Source organism: Roseovarius litoreus (assembly GCF_900142765.1).
GTDB lineage: Bacteria > Pseudomonadota > Alphaproteobacteria > Rhodobacterales > Rhodobacteraceae > Roseovarius > Roseovarius litoreus.
The window spans coordinates 168,872-186,384 of the sequence record NZ_FRCB01000001.1 but is presented as its reverse complement, the minus strand read 5'-3'; the positions used below and the strand labels follow the sequence as shown (position 1 = coordinate 186,384).

Sequence of the window (17,513 nt, the reverse complement as noted above, 5' to 3'; positions counted from 1 at the left end):
TGCGTTGCCGCTTGTCGCAAGACCGGCGATTGAGGCAAGAATGTGGCGACCGGTTTTCTGCGGTCAGCGTGCCCGAGGCCCGAGGCTGAACCGGGGCGCGCTTGCGCCCCGGCCGATCATGTAATGCAAAGACGCGGTCTCAGTTCAGAGCCTTGTCGGTGATCGCATGGGTCCATGCGGCGTCCCCGGGATGCTCGGTGATCACCGGTGCCGATCCACCCGACAGCAGCGACTGGACCGTGCGTTCGAAATCCGCCGGGTCAAGCGCGCCATTCGAGCCTGCCGTCAACTTCGCCACCTCGCCCATCATGCGGATCTGGTGTTCTTCGGTCTGCGCGCCGGTCGCATCGTTATCGAGGACGATCATCGCGGCCTCTTCGGGGTTTTCCTCGGCCCATTTCCAGCCTTTCATCGATGCGCGCACGAAACGCACCAGCTTGTCCACCTCGGCAGGGTCCTGCAGCTTGTCTTCCATGACATAGAGACCGTCCTCGAGGGTGGCGACGCCCTGATCCTCGTATTTGAACGTGATCAGTTCTTCCGGTGTGATGCCGGCGTCGATGACCTGCCAGTACTCGTTATAGGTCATGGTCGAGATGCAATCGGCCTGCCCCTGAAGCAGCGGATCGACATTGAACCCCTGCTTGAGCACGGTCACCCCGTCATCGCCGCCTTCGGTCGGAACGCCAAGCTGGCTCATCCAGCTGAGAAAGGGAAACTCGTTGCCGAAGAACCAGACGCCCAAGGTCCGGCCCGGGAAATCCTCGGGCCCGGTGACGCCGGTGCTTTTCAGGCAGGTGAGCATCATGCCCGAGCTTTTGAAAGGCTGTGCGATATTGACCAGCGGTAGGCCCTTTTCGCGTGCCGAAAGCGCCGCGGGCATCCATTCCACGGTCACATCGGCGCCACCTCCGGCGATGACCTGCGTCGGCGCGATGTCCGGGCCGCCCGGCTTGATCGTGACGTTCAGGTTCTCTTCCTCGTAAAAGCCCTGATCCTGGGCCACGTAGTAGCCCGCGAATTGCGCCTGCGTGACCCATTTGAGCTGCAGGGTCAGGTCATCTGCGGCCTGCGCCATGCCCGCCCAAAGGCTTGCGGCCCCAAGGGCCAGTGTGGTTGCGACTGTCTTCATGTCTTTTCTCCCGTGTTGAAATCGGTTTCTCGTTATTGTCATGTCCTGCCTCTTTGGGACGGATGCCAGAAGGTCATCGCCTTCTCCAGCAGGGCGATCCCTCCATAGAAGGCCGACCCGGCCATCGCTGCCACCGCGATTTCTGCCCAGACCAGATCCAGCGCAAGTTGCCCGACTGATGTCGAGATACGGAAGCCCATTCCCTTGATGGGCGAGCCGAAAAACTCTGCCACGATCGCCCCGATCAGCGCCAGGGTCGATCCGATCTTGAGACCGTTGAAGATGAACGGCATCGCGGCCGGCAACCGCAGTTTCAGAAGCGTCATCCAGTAACCTGCCGCATAGGTGCGCATCAGATCGCGCTGCATGGCGTTGGTGTCCTGCAAACCCTGCACGGTGTTCACCAGCATCGGGAAGAACACCATGACCACCACGACCGCGGCCTTGGATTGCCAGTCGAAACCGAACCACATGACCAGAATGGGGGCCATGCCGATGATCGGCAGGGCCGCCACGAAATTGCCCACCGGCAGCAATCCTCGTTGCAGAAACGGAAAGCGGTCGATCGCCACCGCGATGAGAAAGGCGGCGCCGCATCCGATGACATATCCGGTCAGCGCGCCCTTGATGACGGTCTGTACGAAATCCTCCCAAAGGATGTCCGTTTTCGCGGCGAAGGTGACCGCGATCTGGCTGGGCGGGGGAAGAAGTATGGGCGAGATCTCAAGCCCATGCACCACCGCCTCCCAGATCATGAGGATCGTGACGCCGAAGATGACCGGAACCGCCAGACGGGTGAGCCGGGTCTTCGGCCTATGCGCCAGCACATGGTTGAGCCACCAGCCCCCGGCCCAGACGCCAAGCGCGAAAACAAGCCAGCCCATCACGCCATCCCCATCCGCTTGAGGGTGATGCGCTGCAGAACGCCGATCAAACCGACCAGGATCGCCGCCAGCGTGGCGGCCATGATGAGCGCGCTCCAGATCTGGATGGTCTGCCCGTAATAGCTACCCGCCAGCAGTCGCGCGCCAAGCCCCGCCACAGCACCGGTCGGCAACTCGCCCACGATCGCACCCACAAGGCTCGCCGCCATGCCGATCTTGAGCGAGGCGAACAGATACGGCATGGACGACGGCAGCCGCAGCCGCCAGAATGTCTGCGCCGGCGTGGCGCTCCAGGTCCGCATCTGATCAAGCTGCATGGGCGCGGGGCTGCGCAATCCCTTGACCATGCCGACGACCACCGGGAAAAAGCTCAGATACATCGAGATCATCGCCTTGGGCAGCAAACCCGAGATGCCCACTGCGTTCAGCACCACGATGATCATCGGCGCAATGGCGAGAATCGGGATGGTCTGGGATGCGATCACCCATGGCATCACGCTCATATCCATCGTCCGGTTATAGACGATACCGATCGCCAGTGCGATGCCCAGACCCGTCCCGAGCAAGAACCCGAGCGCGGTCGCACTGAAGGTGACCCAGCTGTGATAGATAAGGGAGCGCTTGGAAAAACCGCGCCCGTTCAACACCATCTCGCCTGTCGTCTTCCAAATCTCGGCGCCGACCTGATGCGGCGCCGGCAGTTTCGGCTTGTCCTGGCTCCAGGTGTCGCTCACCAGATCGGCAAAGTTCAGTTCGATGCCTGCCCGTTCGGCCTTGTTGTAGGCCCAGGGCGCATTCAACCAGACCGCCGCCGCATACCAGATCACCAAAAGGGTGCAGACCACGGTCAGAATGGGCACCACATTCCGCATCACACCGCCCCTCGTTTCACCGTTCCAAAAATACTCGAAGCACGCGCTGAATTTCGGGCGTGGCAAATGAGTATTTTAAGAACGATGAAAGGATTGTGTGGTGTCCTGTGGCCGCGGTACAGGCTGGAGAGCCGATGACCGTGAACGGTGAAAGTCCCTCGCCCGATCAAACGGGCGGGGGCATTTGGCGAATTGAGGGCCTCAAATCGCATCGCCATACCCCGCGCGCAGCCCGTCTCGAACGCGATGGGCGATCTCGATGAACTCGGGTGTGTCCCGGATATCCAGCGGCCTTTCACGGGGCAGAGGGCTTTCGATGACATCCGTGATCCGGCCCGGGCGGGGACTCATGACCACGATTTTCGTGCTCAGATAGACAGCCTCCGGGATCGAATGGGTGACAAAGCAGATCGTCTTGTCGGTTCTGTCCCACAAGCTCAGAAGCTGTTCATTCAGATGGTCGCGCACGATTTCATCCAGTGCACCGAAAGGTTCATCCATCAGCAAAATGTCCGCATCGAACGAGAGCGCGCGCGCGATCGACGCCCTTTGCTGCATGCCACCCGAGAGCTGCCACGGGAATTTCTTTTCGAAGCCGGCCAGATCGACCAGCTCGAGCACGCGGGCCACCCGCTGATCCTGTTCCGCCTTGGCATATCCCATGATTTCCAGAGGCATCCGGATATTGCCCCCGATCGTTCGCCAGGGATAGAGGCCCGCCGCCTGGAACACATACCCGTAAGCCCGCGATTTGCGGGCCTCTTCCGGGCTCACCCCGTTGACGGTGATCGTGCCGCCCGTGGGATGCTCCAGATCTGCCATGCAGCGCAGAAACGTGGTCTTGCCGCAGCCCGACGGCCCGATGAAACTGACGAAATCGCCTTTCCTGACATCCAGGGTCACGTCCTTGAGCGCATGAACCGGGCCATCATTGGTCTGGAAGGTCAGCGACAGATCCTTTGCGCTGATCACTGTCTCGTCTGTCAATCCAAGTCCCCCGATTGCACCGGTCGTATTGCGCCGTGCTGGCATGTCGTTGTCAATGGGCCGCCTCCGCCAACGGCAAGAGGCGGCATGATTTTTCTAGATACCTGCCGGAATATTCATCGGATCGCGCTTGATCTGTTTGGGCGCCGTCAACTCTTTCCAGCGGCTGAGCGCCTGATGCGCCGACGGGAACGCGGGACGCGGCACGAAGCGGCCACGCCCGGGCTGTGGCTGGCTGTTCTGACCCCAGGCCCAGATCACCTCGCCGCGGCTGATCGTGTAACGGGCCTGCGCGCTGACCTCGAACCCCTCGAAGACGTTGTAATCCAGGATCGAATGATGGTTGGCGGCGCTGATCGTCTTGCTGATTTTCGGATCCCACACCACGATATCGGCATCCGCGCCTTCCACCAGCGCGCCCTTCTTGGGATAGATGTTGAGGATCTTCGCCACGTTGGTCGAGGTGGCGGCGACGAATTCGTTCGGTGTCAGGCGACCGGTCTCGACCCCATGGGTCCACAGAACGGCCATCCTTTCTTCCACCCCGTTCGAGCCATTGGGGATCTTGGTGAAATCGCCCACACCCATGCGCTTTTGCGCGCTCGAGAAGGCGGCGTGATCGGTCGCAACGACCTGCAGGCTGCCGGCCTGAAGCCCGGCCCACAGCCCATCCTGGTGCTCTTTCGAACGGAAGGGCGGGCTCATCACGCGGCGCGCGGCGTGGTCCCAGTCGGTGTTGAAATACTCGCTTTCGTCGAGTGTCAGGAATTGGATCAGCGGCTCGCCATAGACGCGCATGCCCTTCTGGCGCGCCCGCCGGATCGCCTCATGTGCCTGTTCGCAGCTGACATGCACGATATAGAGCGGCACTCCGGCGGCATCGGCGATCATGATCGCGCGGTTCGCGGCCTCGCCTTCCACCTCGGGCGGGCGGGAATAGGCGTGACCCTCGGGGCCTGTAATCCCACGCTCCAGCATCTGCTGCTGCAGATCGGCCACGATATCGCCGTTCTCGGCATGGACCATCGGCAGGGCGCCCAGTTCCTTGCAGCGCTTGAACGAGGCGAACATCTCGTCATCCTCGATCATCAAGGCCCCCTTGTAGGCCATGAAATGCTTGAACGAGTTGACCCCCATATCGACGGCATCCTTCATCTCGTCGAAGATCTGCTCGTTCCAACCGGTGATCGCCATGTGATACCCGATATCACTGCAGATCTGCGGCGCCGATTTGCGGTGCCATTCTGTGATCGCATTCTTGATCGAGCCATCCGCACCGGGCAGGCAGAAATCAACCAGCATCGTCGTGCCCCCGCAGGCCGCAGCCCAGGTGCCGGTCTCGAAGGTTTCGGCTGCCGTCGTCCCCATGAAGGGCATTTCCAGATGGGTATGCGGATCGATGCCACCCGGGATCACATAGGCGCCTTCGGCATCGATATACTCATCCCCCTTCAGATCTTCGCCGATCCTCGAGATCGTCTCGTCCTCGATCAGCACATCGGCTTTCCAGGTGCGATCCGCTGTGCAGACCGTGCCGTTCTTGATCACTTTGGTGGTCATGTCCTATCTCCCTGTTTCTTCTGGCCCGAAATATCCCGGGGGAGGCGGTGAAAATGCCCGCATTTTCACCGTTGGGGGCAGAGCCCCCTAATCCACGATCTCCGCGGTCTCGACGACCGCATGCATGAGGACATCCGTTCCCGCCGCCGCCCAGTCTCTCGAGATCTCTTCGGCCTCGTTGTGGCTCAGCCCGCCGACACAGGGACACATGACCATGGCCGTCGGGGCCACGCGATTGATCCAGCATGCGTCATGCCCCGCACCCGAGACAATGTTCATATGGCTGTATCCCAGCCGTTCGGCGGCGTTGCGCACGGCCTCGACGCAAGTTTCGTCGAATTCCACCGGGTCGAAACCGCCCGCCTTCTCGAAGGCCACCTCGAGCCCCATGGCCTCGCAGATTTCCGTTGCCGCCGCTTTCAGACGTGTTTCCATGTCCTGAATGACGGCAAGATCCGGCGACCGGAAATCGACGGTGAAAACCGCCTTGCCGGGGATCACGTTGCGCGAGTTGGGGAAGACCTCGATGTGACCCGCGGCGCCGACCGCATGGGGCGCATGGCTCAGGGCGATCTCTTCCACCTTCTCCAGCACCCGCGCCATGCCGAGGCCCGCATTGCGGCGCATCGGCATCGGGGTAGAGCCGGTGTGGCTTTCCTTGCCGGTGATCGTCACTTGCGTCCAGCTCAGGCCCTGCCCATGGGTGACCACGCCGATATCCTTGCCTTGCGCTTCGAGGATCGGTCCCTGCTCGATATGCAGCTCGAAAAACGCACGCATCTTGCGCGCGCCTACAGGTTCCTCGCCGCGCCAGCCGATGCGGTCCAATTCGTCGCCGAAGCGCTTGCCTTCGGCATCGCGGCGGTCCTCGGCCCAGTCCTGCTCATGCACGCCTGCGAACACCCCCGAGGCCAGCATGGCCGGCGCAAATCGTGTGCCTTCCTCGTTGGTCCAGTTGGTCACCACGATGGGGTGTTTTGTCCGGATGCCCAGATCGTTCAGGGTCCTGATCACCTCGAGCCCTCCCAGAACGCCCAGCACGCCGTCATATTTTCCGCCCGTCGGCTGGGTGTCGAGATGGCTGCCCACATAGACCGGCAGCGCCTCGGGATCGGTGCCCTCGCGCCGCGCGAACATATTGCCCAGGCTGTCCAGCCCCATGGTACAGCCCGCGGCCTCGCACCAGCTCAGGAACAGGGCGCGGCCCTCGGCATCGGCATCGGTCAGGGTCTGACGGTTGTTTCCTCCCGCTACGCCGGGACCGATGCGCGCCATCTCCATCAGGCTGTCCCACAGCCGGTCGCCATTGATCCTGAGGTTCTCGCCGGGTGCGGCCATGATGCATGTCTCCCTGTGTCATCCTGGATACGGGCCTTGTCGCAGGCCTCTTGCCAAGGGTCTTATCCTGACCATATGGTCAGGTTGATCGCACCACACGTTGACCAACCGGTCAAGAAATTTCTGGAACCCGCCTGGCATGACCCCGTCCGCCCGACCCTCCAGCAAGAAAGACATCCGCCGCGAGAATGAAAAGCTCATTCTTGAGGCAGCTGAAAAAGTCTTTGCAGAGGCGGGGTTTGGCGGTGCCACAATGCAGCTGATCGCCGATATGGCCGGTCTGCCCAAGGCCAATCTGCACTATTATTTCCCAACCAAGGAATCTCTCTACCGGCGCGTAGTGCAGAATATCTTTCATGATTGGCTCATGGCGGCGGACGTCTTCGATGCCGCTCCGGGTCCGGTCGAGGGTTTGGGCGCCTATATCGACGCCAAAATGGAAATCAGCCGCCGGCATCCCGCCGGCTCCAAGGTCTGGGCCTCCGAGGTGATGCACCGCGCTCCGGTCATCCAGGACTATCTGGAAACCACGCTCGTCGAATGGACCGAGGGGCGCATGGCCGTGGTCCGGCGCTGGATCGACGAGGGCAAGATGGACCCGATCGATCCGCGCCACTTGCTGTATATGCTCTGGGCGACCACGCAGCATTATGCCGATTTCGGCCACCAGATCGAAACCCTGAATGGCGGGCAGCCCCTGTCCGACACGCAATGGGAGGCGGCGAAACACTCGGTCAAGACAGTGATCCTCAAAGGCATCGGCGCGCGGCCTTCGGGCTGAACAGGGTGTGACAGACCTTTCGCCGCCCGGAAAAATACCGCAATCTGCGTCAGGGCCTCAGAGCAGGGCCTCAGAGCAGGGCCTCAGGGGCAGGGCAAGAGGGCAGGGGGAGGGCTGCATGGCCGAGGGGATCACCGCGAAAAAGCCGACGCGCATTCAGCTGCGCAACCGCAAACGAATTCTCGATGCGGCGCTGGATGTGTTCTCGCAGCATGGTTATCGCGGCGCCACGCTCGATCAGATCGCCGCCGAGGCGGGCCTGTCCAAGCCCAATATCCTCTATTATTTCGAGGGCAAGGAAGACATTCATGTCACGCTGCTCAACAAGCTGATGGATGCCTGGCTGGACCCGCTGCGCCATATCGACCCGCATGGCGACCCGCTCGAGGAAATCCTGCGCTATGTGCACCGCAAGCTTGAGATGAGCCGCGAATTTCCCCGTGAAAGCAGGCTCTTCGCCAATGAGGTGCTGCAAGGCGCGCCGCGCATGGGCCCGCATCTGGAAACCGGTCTCAAAGAGTTGGTGGATGACACTGCGCGCGTGATCGAAGACTGGATCGCCCAAGGCCGGCTGGCGCCGGTCGATCCGCGTCACCTGATCTTTTCGATCTGGGCCACGACCCAGCATTACGCGGATTTCGATGCGCAGGTTCAGGTGCTGATGGAGGGCCGGGATGTGCACAAGGGCGCATCCGAGTTTCTCGATACGCTGTATCGACGGATGCTTGCGCCTTAAGCGGTTTTTAACCGTTGTCGGCCAAGCTTGCCCGATGCAGAGCGTCACGCGCCATAACAGTCCCGATATCTGGATCGATCAGATGTTTTCCGCACAGGCGGCCCGCAAGGGTGGCGTTGTGCGCCGGTCTTTGGCCTGGGTCGATCGCGAGGTCGGACGCGACCGTTTCATGCAGGAGGTGCGCTACCGCGGTTTCCACCTGATCGAAACCGCGGATCAGTTTGTCGTTGTCTGCCACAACGGACCGATCCGCATTCTCTTCTGATCTGTAGGTCAGGGGGAGAAAATTCGCAGAATTTTCTCCCCCTGTGATTTTTCAGCGAAAAATCTCACTCGGCCGCGCATTTCATCGGGTTGTTGGGATGCGTCGTCCAGTTGGCATAGCTGTCCGACACGGTCAGCCCGGTGCGCGGATCGACCTCGCCTGCCGCCAGCCGCTCCATCGTGATGCAGCTATCCACCGGACAGACATTCACGCACAGATTGCACGCAACGCATTCGGCGTCGATCACCTCGAACACCCGATCCTCGGACATCGAAATCGCCTGATGGCTGGTATCCTCGCAAGCCGCATAGCAGCGCCCGCATTTGATGCAGGCCTCCTGATCGATCCGTGCCTTGGTGACATAGTTCAGGTTCAGGTCCTGCCAGTTGACCACATTCGGCACCGCACGACCCACCAGATCGTCGATCGAGGCGAAGCCCTTTTCGTCCATATATTGCGACAGACCCGAGATCATCTCCTGAACGATCTTGAACCCATAGGTCATCGCCGCCGTGCAGACCTGCACATTGCCCGCGCCAAGCGCCATGAACTCGGCCGCGTCGCGCCATGTGGTGACCCCGCCGATCCCTGAAATGGGCAGGCCCCGCAGGCCCGGATCGCGGGCGATCTCGGCCACCATGTTGAGCGCGATCGGCTTGACCGCCGGGCCGCAATACCCGCCATGCGCGCCTTGCCCGTCGATCATCGGCTCCGGCGAGAACAGATCCAGATCGACCGAGGTGATCGAATTGATCGTGTTGATCAGGCTCACCGCATCCGCGCCGCCCTCCTTGGCGGCCTGTGCGGGCTTGCGGATATCGGCGATATTCGGCGTCAGTTTCACGATAACCGGCAGGTCCGAGTGTTTCTTGCACCATTCGGTAACCTGCTGGACATATTCCGGAACCTGCCCCACGGCGCTGCCCATACCGCGCTCGCTCATTCCGTGCGGACAGCCGAAATTCAGCTCGACCCCGTCGCAGCCGGTTTCGAGCACCCGCTCGAGGATCGCTTTCCAGCTGTCCTCGTTCACCGGCACCATCAGGCTCGCGATCAAGGCGCGGTCCGGATAGTCGCGCTTCACGCGGGTCATCTCGTCGAGATTGGTCTGTAGCGGTCGGTCGGTGATCAACTCGATATTGTTGAGCCCCAGAAGCCGCCGATCGGCGCCCCAGATCGCCCCATAGCGCGGCCCGTTGACATTGACGACCGGCGGGCCGTCCTCGCCAAGTGTTTTCCAGACCACGCCGCCCCATCCCGCCTCGAAGGCGCGGCGCACGTTGTATTCTTTGTCCGTGGGCGGCGCCGAGGCCAGCCAGAACGGGTTGGGTGACTTGATGCCGACGAATGTCGTTTCGAGATTGGCCATCTTGCTGATCTCCCTGTGATCCGGTGCGTTTCAGCCCATCAGGCTGGCATGAATGTCTTCTGCGGCGTCACGGCCTTGCGCCACCGCCGTCACGGTCAGGTCGTCGCCGCCCACAGCGCAGTCGCCACCGGCCCAGACCCCGTCCAGACTGGTGCGGCCTGCGCCGCTGACCTTGATCTTGCGCCCCTCGAGGTCCGGCAGATCGCCGCCCTCGAGCGTCTGGCCGATTGCCTTGAACACCTGATCGGCGGCCAGACGGAAGGTCTGGCCAGTCGGGGTCAGATCGTTGTCGGTATATTCGAACTCGATCTCGCGGACCGCACCATTGCCATGGATCGCCACGGGCTGCGCATTGGTGATGATCCGCACCCCTTTCGAGGCCGCCAGATCCTGCTCATAGGGGCTGGCGTTCATCCGGTCGCGGCCCCGGCGATAGACGAGGCTCACATTCAGCGCGCCCAGCAGCTTCGCCTGTACGGCGGCATCCACCGCCGTCATGCCCCCGCCGATCACCACCACGTCGCGGCCCACGGGCAGGCTGGCCAGATCGCCGGTCTGCCGCAACTCTGCGATGAAATCCACAGCGTTGGCGATGCCGTCCTTGTCCTCGGCCTCCAGCCCAAGCGCGTTCACGCCACCCAGACCGATGCCGAGGAACACCGCGTCATGCGCGCCCCTCATCTCGGCCAGCGTCATGTCGCGCCCAAGCCGTTTGCCGGTCTCGACCGTGATGCCGCCGATCTTGAGCAGCCACTCCACTTCGCGCTCGGCAAACCCCTCCACGGTCTTGTAGGCGGCGATGCCGTATTCATTCAGCCCGCCGGGCTTGTCGCGCCCGTCATACATGGTCACGTCGTGGCCCTTCATCGCCAGCCGATGCGCACAGGCCAGTCCTGCCGGCCCCGCACCCACCACCGCGATCCGCTTGCCCGTGGGGGCGGCGCGGGTAAACGGATGTGTCCCCGCCTCCATCAGCGTATCGGTCGCATAGCGTTGCAATTGCCCGATCAGCACCGGCTTGCCCTCGGCCGCCTCGCGCACACAGGCCTGTTCGCACAGCGTTTCGGTGGGGCAGACGCGCGCGCACATGCCGCCGAGGATATTTTGGCTCAGGATCGTTTCGGCTGCCGCCTCGGGCGTGCCGGTGGCGATCTGCCGGATGAACAGCGGTATGTCGATCTCGGTGGGGCAGGCGGCGATGCAGGGCGCGTCATGGCAGAAATAGCACCGATCCGCCGCGACACGCGCCTCATGCCCCTCCAGCCTCGGATGCAGGTCCGAGAAATTCTCGGTATAGGCCTTGGGGTCAAGCCGGCCGGCGACGATACCGGGGGTCAGCGAAGTGTCACTCAAGGGAACCTCCACAAGTTGGTGTGTGTTTTCCTCAGTATTCCACGATTTTGTTTTTTATCAAACGGTAAAAATATAGCGAAAAAGGTATTGGAATCCCAATGGCTTGGCTTGCCAATTGGCGTTGGTGTGCACAGGATGGGCTTGCCTTCGGCTTCGGCCCCCGGCCGTGTCAGCGCGACTTTTCGTGGTCGAACCGCTGGCGCGCGATGGCCTCGTTGCGCTCGGCCTTTTGCTGATCGGCCAGCGCCTTTTCGACATAGTTCATATGCGCGATCACCGCGTCTCGGGCGCCGGTGGCGTCGCGGGCCTGCAATGCGCTGTTGATCTGGCGGTGCTGATCCAGCAGCGCGCCGCGCGTGGTGCGCTGCTTGAACATGACCTGACGGTTATAGAACACGCCTTCCTGCAACAGCTGATACATCGAGCGCATCATATGCAGCATGACCACGTTGTGACTGGCCTCGATGATGCCCATGTGAAATTCGGCATCCAGACGGGCCTCGTCCTTGGGGTTGGGCTTGTCATGCGCCATTTCCATCTTCTCGAACACGGTCTGGATGACCTTGAGATCGGTATCCGATGCCAGCCGCGCGGCCCGTTCCGCCGCCAGCCCCTCCATGTCGCGGCGAAAGGCGATGTAATCGAACACCGCTTCGTCATGACCCGCGAAGAGGCGGATCAGCGCCGGGGAAAACGCACTGCCCAGAACGTCGGCCACGAAAATGCCCGCACCGGCACGCGTGCTCAGAAGCCCCTTGTCCTGCAATTCAGCCACCGCCTCGCGCAGCGACGGGCGCGAGACTCCAAGCCGCTCGGCCAGCTCGCGTTCGGATGGCAGGCGCTCGCCGGGGCGCAGGATGCCGCGAAGAATCAGCTTTTCGATCTGGCGTGTGACCGCGGTCGACAGTTTTTCGGGCGTGACTCTTTCGAATGGCATAGGGCTGTCCTGAACAAACTGGTCAGATCATATGACCGGATCATTCATGCGGCAAGCGTCGCGGTGGTCAGGTTTTCGACAGCCGCCAGCGCCCGATCTGTTCGGGCAGAAACGCCTCGACCGCCGCGGTCGCGATGACCAGGGTCTCGCCGGTTTCGGGGTTGGTCACGTTCTGCCCGCCCTTGACCGCGCGCACCTCGGCCCTGCCGCGTGGCAGCCCCTGCGCCAGCGCCGTCGTATCCAGCCGGTCGGGGTTCTGCACGCCCACGGTGACCTGCACCCGCATCTGGCCATGCTCCAGCCCCGTCGTCTCGAAGATCGGCAGGGTGGAATGCCGGATCGCGTCCTCGATGGCCCGTGCTGCGGCCTTCTGGTAATCCATGCCGTGCAGATCGTTGCCCATGCCCATCTCGATGATCACACGCCGTTCAGTCATCTGCCCGCTCCATGTCGAAACTCACCGAGATCGCAGCATTCGCGATGACCGTGGGGTTGCCGTCGCCATCAGGGCGCGGGATATTCAGCCCGCCATGGGCGGCCCTGACGCTGATTTGCCCATAGGGAAAGACCTTGGCCACCGCCGCGCAATCAACGGCGTCGGGGTCTTGCACCGCGATGTCCACGTCGATGATCATCGCCGATTTGTCGAAGCCATAAAGCTCGGCCATGTTGATCGAGTTGCGCCACAGCGCGTCCTGCACGGCGCGCGTCGCGGCCTGCGTGTAATCGCGCCGGCGCAGGGACGTGCCCATGCCGAATTCTGTCAATACGCGGTGCTTGGTCATGTCACCCCCCTTGGCGGTTGCCCTGCCTGATTGCCCGTTTCGCCGGCCCTCGTCAATGCGAGGCAAACAACGCCACAGCCCCCACCACGATCAGGCTCAGCGCCCAGACAACATCCAGATTGAACCAGCTTTTCTTCAAAAAGGCCAAGCCCAGCCAATAATAGACGCCAACCGCGATCGCCCCGCCGGATGCCGCCATCGCCAGCGTATGCGCCAGCGCCACAAGCCCTGCGCGCAGCGCGTCGCTGCCCATCAGCCGGGCGGCGGCGACATGCCCGGCCTCTTGGGCCGCCGCATCGCACAGGCCCAGATAGATCGGCACCAGCATAAGCCCCGCGCCATGCGCCATCGCCGCCAGGAACGACCACAGCATCAGCCGCGAGGGCGGCACCCGCGCCAGAAACCTCGGATGCCGTCTGTTGATCAGCAGGTAGACCCCCAACCCGATCACCAGCACCGCCGCGCCGATGCGCAATTCGCGCTGCCACTCGACCAGCGTCACCATCACCGAGAACGGAAACAGCACCATCGCCATCGCCAGCAGATGTCCCGCCGCCAAGGCCAGCAGCGCCTTGTAAAGCGCCCCCGCGCCGCGCTCCATCAGAGCGGCGGACACCGCCAGCGGCCAGCCCATGCCGGGATTGATGCCGTGATATACCCCCGAGGCGACAACGGCCCACCAAAGGGCCGTTGCCGTGCTTGCGTCCTCCACGCCTCAGACGGACGGGTAGCAGAAGCTGTCGGTCGAGCAGTCCCCGCCTTCAAGGCGGATCTGATGTGCGCGGTAGCCCTCGGGGAACTCCACCCAGAAGTCCTTGTCCAGCGTCAGACCCCCATCGGCGCCCACATCGGCCTTGACCATCGCTGCCCCGCGCTCTCCGGGATAGAACTGATCGTCCCATGTCGAATAGAGCGAATTGGTCCAATAGACCCGCTTGCCGTCGCGGCTGATCTCGACCATCTGCGGCCCATAGCCGAACGCCTTGCCGTTGGGATGCTTGGTGCCCTTCACGATCCCGCCAAGCTCCACCTTGCCGGCCAGCTTGGGCGCCATCGGATCGCTGACGTCATATTGATGCATTTCGCCCGTGCCCCAGCAGGCCACGTAAAGGAACCTGTCATCAAGGCTCAGGTCGATATCGGTGACCAGCGGCGGCACCGCCTCGAACCCCTTCAGAAGCTCCGGCAGATCGTCGGCGGCGGCAGGCTGGGGCGGGATGGTCACGGTTTTCTTGGCCTCGAAGGTGCCGTCCTCCTTGCGCCACCATGTCCAGATCGACCCTTCTAGATTGGTGGTATCCACCACCACGCCACAGAACCCGTATTCCTTGGCCGGGTCATGCGCCGGGCGGATTTCCAGCGCCATCTGGTGATTTTCGCCCAGATCGATGGTCTGCACGTTCTTGCGCGCCCGCAGGTCCCAGAAATGGATGCTGTGGCCGTATTTGTTGGACAGAAGATCCTCGGGCACGATGCCGTTCTCGTATTGCGGTGGAAGGCCCCATTCGGAGCTGACCATGTAATTGCGCGGCAGGTTCCACCAGAAATCATACTGCTTGTCCTGCGCGCCCCGGTCCATCTCGTAGCGGCCGAGAATCTCGAAGGTTTCGCAATCCATGATGAAGATGCCCGGCGGGCCATCGGTGCCGTCCGGGCCGCCGCCGCCAAGGGTGCTGACATAGATGCCCTCCGGGCCGCAATGGATGGTGTGGGGGCGGGAATAGCCGGTCTTGGCGAACACCTCTTCGGGTTCGATGATCTTGTGGATCTTGGCCTTGAGCGGCTCTTTCACGTCGATGATGTAGATCCGGCTCGACCGGATGCCGGGAATGATCAGATAGCGCCGCTCCAGAAAGGCGTGACCACTCAGCGGCGAGAGCGACGAAGAACAGGCGTTCCACCCGAAATGGTGAAACTCGTCGCCGGTATTGGGCATGATGACCTGATGCACGATCTGGCCATAGGTCTTGGATGTCGGGTCCACATCGACAACCGCCAGCCCGTCGGGCCGGCTTCCGTCAGGGCTCAGCATCAGGGTAAAGGCCAGTGTTTCGGCAGGGGCCTCCATGGCCAGTTTTGGTGTGGCGTGAAATGTCGGATCCGGGCGCAAATTCATTATTCCATCCTCCCTATGGTGACGCTTTTCGCCGCTTTGCGCGTGACGCGTCCAAGGGAAATCCTGCCACGGATTTTCGAATCCACCAACGGTTTCCCGACCGTCGCCCTGTGCAGCGCCGGAAAACTGGCTTCATTTACCTGAAGTTTCAGGAATTTTTTCTTAGAATTCGACGCCGATCTGGGCCTTTATTCCGGATCGGAACGGATGCTTGATCAGCTCCATCTCGGTCACCAGGTCCGCGATCTCGATCAGGTCGTCCTTGGCGTTGCGGCCCGTCAGCACGACATGCGTCATATGCGGCTTTTCCTCGGCCAGAAACTGCACCACTTCGTTGATATCCAGATAATCATAGCGCAGCGCGATGTTGATCTCGTCCAGCAGCACCATCTTGTGGCTCTCGTCGCGGATAAGCTCCTTGGCCTTCTCCCATGCCGCCTGCGCCATTTCGATGTCGCGGTCGCGGTCCTGCGTCTCCCAGGTGAAGCCCTCGCCCATGGTGTGAAACGCGCAGATATCGCCGAATTTCGACAGGATCAGATCGCGCTCGCCGGTGCTCATGCCGCCCTTGATGAACTGCACGACCGCGCATTTCATGTCATGCGCGATGCAGCGGAAGATCATCCCGAACGCAGCCGAGGATTTGCCCTTGCCCTTTCCTGTGTGGACGATGATCAGGCCCTTTTCATCGGTCTTGGTGGCCATGATCTTGTCGCGGGCGGCTTTCTTCTTGGCCATCTTGGCGGCGTGGCGGTCGCTGTCATCGGTCATCTGGCGCGCGTCTCCCTATTGGAACAGGCCCAAGACATAAGGCGCAATGAGGGCGGTAAGCAAGGCATTCAGCCCCATTCCGATCCCCGCAAAGGCGCCCGCGGTCTCATTCACCTGAAACGCGCGCGCCGTGCCGATGCCATGCGCCGCCGTGCCCACCGCGAAACCGCGCGCGCGCCAGTCGGTGATGCGCAGCGCGTTCATCAGCGGCGTGACCACCACCGCACCGATGATCCCGGTCAGTATCACCAGCGCTGCGGTCAATGTCGGCAACCCGCCCAGCTGTTCCGCGATGCCGATGGCCACCGGTGCCGTCGTCGATTTCGGCGCGAGCGAAGCCAGCGTCGCCCCCTCGACCCCGAGCGCCGAGGCGATCCACAAGGCCGACGCCACCGCCGTCACCGACCCCACGATCAGCGCGCCCGCCATGGGCAGCAGCGCCCGGCGCACATGGTGCAGGTTGGCATAAAGCGGCCCCGCCAGCGCCACGGTCGCCGGCCCCAGCATGAAATGCACGAATTGCGCCCCTTCGAAATAGGTGCCGTAGGGCGTTGCCGTCGCCCACAGCACCCCCGCCAGCACCAGCATCGCCACCAGCACCGGATTAACCACCGGATTTTGCCCGCTGGCGCGATAGGCCGCATCCCCCAGCAGATAGGCCACCAGCGTCGCTGTCAGCCACAAAAGCGGTCCCTCTCGCAGATAGGACCAGATCTCGGGGAACTCGGTCATGCGCTGTCCTTTCCACCATCGCCGATCAGCCGCGCCAGCCCCACGAAGGTCAGCGCGCCTGCGGCCAGCGCCAGCACCGTGCTGCCCACCAAGGCCGCCAGCAGGGCAGGGCCGGACTGTCCAAGCGCCTCGGCATGGCTGATGACGCCGACACCCGCCGGCACGAACAGCAAGGACAGATGCTTCAGGATGCCTTGCGACGTGGGCAGAACCCGCTCGGCCAGCTTGGGCTGGATCAGGAACCCCGCCAGCAGAAGCGCCATGCCGATCACCGGCCCGGGCACCGGCAGGGCAAGCGCGCGGGCCAGCACCTCACCGGCCAGCTGAAACCCCAGTATGATTGCGATATTCAGGATCATGCGCGTCCTTTCTCTGTCTTGGCTGCAGCCAGCATAGTTCGGCCCGCCCCCCTTGCAGTGCCGCTTGTCAATCGGTCCTTCATCCGGCCCTTAACCCTTCCTTAACCCGATTTGCATCAGGCTGGTGCCATGTATCTGATCCGCGTCATCGCCGTCCCGGGCCTGTTGGCCCTTGCCGCCTGCAATACGCCGGGTCCCGCCTTTCGCGGGATCGATCCGGTGCGTGTCGCAGTGGGGCAAAGCACCTTCGATGTGCGTGTCGATGGGCTGCGGGCTCAGGCGATCCGCCTCAACATGGAATGGGCGCCGCGCCGCGATGCGGTGGCGCCGCGTGCGGTTGCGGCCATCGAACAGGTCAGTGGTTGCAGTGTCAGCCGTCTTGACGGGGATCAGGCGGTGATCGTCGCGCGGCTGGACTGCGGCGGCGGCGCCCCTCCCGCCGTGCCGGACCCGACCAGCCTCGATTGCGAAGTCGTCTTCGTCGGTGGCGCCGAGGCCGACCTTTTCTGCGACCCGGTCCGCTGATCGCCAGCGGG

At 62.6% G+C, this 17,513-nt stretch carries 20 protein-coding genes; 4 read left to right on the top strand and 16 right to left on the bottom strand.

The window, feature by feature from the left end; translation table 11 throughout:
* Positions 1–139: 139 nt before the first annotated feature.
* The 6 genes from F3H35_RS00910 to F3H35_RS00885 form a co-directional block, all read right to left on the bottom strand.
* Positions 140–1,132, bottom strand: a complete 993-nt coding sequence (locus tag F3H35_RS00910; protein ID WP_149777790.1) for an ABC transporter substrate-binding protein — start codon at positions 1,130–1,132, stop codon at positions 140–142.
* Between the two features lie 38 nt (positions 1,133–1,170).
* Entirely contained in the window at positions 1,171–2,016 is an 846-nt protein-coding gene (locus F3H35_RS00905) for an ABC transporter permease (protein ID WP_149777789.1), read from the bottom strand.
* Positions 2,016–2,888: an ABC transporter permease gene (locus F3H35_RS00900; protein WP_188129826.1), complete on the bottom strand. Its 873-nt coding sequence runs from the start codon at positions 2,886–2,888 to the stop codon at positions 2,016–2,018. Before F3H35_RS00900 ends, F3H35_RS00905 begins: the two co-directional genes overlap by 1 nt.
* 201 nt (positions 2,889–3,089) lie before the next feature.
* Positions 3,090–3,920, bottom strand: a complete 831-nt coding sequence (locus tag F3H35_RS00895; RefSeq protein WP_394852302.1) for an ABC transporter ATP-binding protein — start codon at positions 3,918–3,920, stop codon at positions 3,090–3,092.
* Between the two features lie 51 nt (positions 3,921–3,971).
* Positions 3,972–5,435: a dihydropyrimidinase gene (gene hydA / locus F3H35_RS00890; protein WP_149777786.1), complete on the bottom strand. Its 1,464-nt coding sequence runs from the start codon at positions 5,433–5,435 to the stop codon at positions 3,972–3,974.
* A gap of 87 nt (positions 5,436–5,522) precedes the next feature.
* The gene (locus tag F3H35_RS00885) at positions 5,523–6,773 is read right to left on the bottom strand and encodes a Zn-dependent hydrolase (RefSeq protein ID WP_149777785.1); all 1,251 of its coding nucleotides are present in this window, start codon (positions 6,771–6,773) and stop codon (positions 5,523–5,525) included.
* A gap of 139 nt (positions 6,774–6,912) precedes the next feature.
* On the opposite strand from F3H35_RS00885, the gene F3H35_RS00880 reads away from it, so the two are divergent.
* The 3 genes from F3H35_RS00880 (at position 6,913) to F3H35_RS00870 (ending at position 8,555) form a co-directional block, all read left to right on the top strand.
* Positions 6,913–7,554, top strand: a complete 642-nt coding sequence (locus F3H35_RS00880; RefSeq protein WP_149777784.1) for a TetR/AcrR family transcriptional regulator — start codon at positions 6,913–6,915, stop codon at positions 7,552–7,554.
* Between the two features lie 118 nt (positions 7,555–7,672).
* Positions 7,673–8,290 (top strand): TetR family transcriptional regulator C-terminal domain-containing protein, encoded by a 618-nt coding sequence (locus F3H35_RS00875; protein ID WP_149777783.1) that lies wholly within the window; start codon positions 7,673–7,675, stop codon positions 8,288–8,290.
* 34 nt (positions 8,291–8,324) lie between these two features.
* Positions 8,325–8,555 carry an N-(5'-phosphoribosyl)anthranilate isomerase gene (locus F3H35_RS00870; RefSeq protein WP_149777782.1) on the top strand — a complete coding sequence of 77 codons (231 nt, stop codon included), beginning with the start codon at positions 8,325–8,327 and terminating at the stop codon, positions 8,553–8,555.
* Positions 8,556–8,619: 64 nt separating this feature from the next.
* Here F3H35_RS00870 and preA read toward each other — a convergent pair whose 3' ends face one another.
* The 10 genes from preA to F3H35_RS00820 all read right to left on the bottom strand — a co-directional run bounded on the left by preA (position 8,620) and on the right by F3H35_RS00820 (position 16,977).
* Entirely contained in the window at positions 8,620–9,924 is a 1,305-nt protein-coding gene (gene preA / locus F3H35_RS00865; protein WP_149777781.1) for an NAD-dependent dihydropyrimidine dehydrogenase subunit PreA, read from the bottom strand.
* Positions 9,925–9,954: 30 nt separating this feature from the next.
* Positions 9,955–11,277 (bottom strand): NAD(P)-dependent oxidoreductase, encoded by a 1,323-nt coding sequence (locus F3H35_RS00860; protein ID WP_149777780.1) that lies wholly within the window; start codon positions 11,275–11,277, stop codon positions 9,955–9,957.
* Between the two features lie 169 nt (positions 11,278–11,446).
* A complete protein-coding gene (locus F3H35_RS00855; protein WP_007816591.1) occupies positions 11,447–12,214 on the bottom strand; it encodes a FadR/GntR family transcriptional regulator in 768 nt (255 codons plus the stop codon).
* 67 nt (positions 12,215–12,281) lie between these two features.
* Positions 12,282–12,650: a Lin0512 family protein gene (locus F3H35_RS00850; RefSeq protein ID WP_007816593.1), complete on the bottom strand. Its 369-nt coding sequence runs from the start codon at positions 12,648–12,650 to the stop codon at positions 12,282–12,284.
* Complete coding sequence (locus F3H35_RS00845; protein ID WP_149777779.1) at positions 12,643–12,999, bottom strand: Lin0512 family protein; 357 nt, start codon at positions 12,997–12,999, stop codon at positions 12,643–12,645. The genes F3H35_RS00850 and F3H35_RS00845 overlap by 8 nt, the downstream gene beginning before the upstream one ends.
* A 52-nt stretch (positions 13,000–13,051) precedes the next feature.
* On the bottom strand, positions 13,052–13,711 hold the full coding sequence (locus F3H35_RS00840) for a hypothetical protein (RefSeq protein ID WP_149777778.1): 660 nt from the start codon (positions 13,709–13,711) through the stop codon (positions 13,052–13,054).
* Positions 13,712–13,714: 3 nt separating this feature from the next.
* Positions 13,715–15,115: a selenium-binding protein SBP56-related protein gene (locus F3H35_RS00835; protein ID WP_007816599.1), complete on the bottom strand. Its 1,401-nt coding sequence runs from the start codon at positions 15,113–15,115 to the stop codon at positions 13,715–13,717.
* Between the two features lie 162 nt (positions 15,116–15,277).
* Entirely contained in the window at positions 15,278–15,886 is a 609-nt protein-coding gene (gene cobO / locus F3H35_RS00830; protein WP_007816601.1) for a cob(I)yrinic acid a,c-diamide adenosyltransferase, read from the bottom strand.
* 15 nt (positions 15,887–15,901) lie between these two features.
* Positions 15,902–16,618 (bottom strand): LrgB family protein, encoded by a 717-nt coding sequence (locus F3H35_RS00825; protein ID WP_149777777.1) that lies wholly within the window; start codon positions 16,616–16,618, stop codon positions 15,902–15,904.
* A complete protein-coding gene (locus tag F3H35_RS00820) occupies positions 16,615–16,977 on the bottom strand; it encodes a CidA/LrgA family protein (protein ID WP_149777776.1) in 363 nt (120 codons plus the stop codon). The genes F3H35_RS00825 and F3H35_RS00820 overlap by 4 nt, the downstream gene beginning before the upstream one ends.
* Before the next feature lie 129 nt (positions 16,978–17,106).
* Between F3H35_RS00820 and F3H35_RS00815 the strand changes: the two genes are divergently transcribed.
* Complete coding sequence (locus F3H35_RS00815; RefSeq protein ID WP_149777775.1) at positions 17,107–17,502, top strand: hypothetical protein; 396 nt, start codon at positions 17,107–17,109, stop codon at positions 17,500–17,502.
* Positions 17,503–17,513 lie beyond the last annotated feature (11 nt).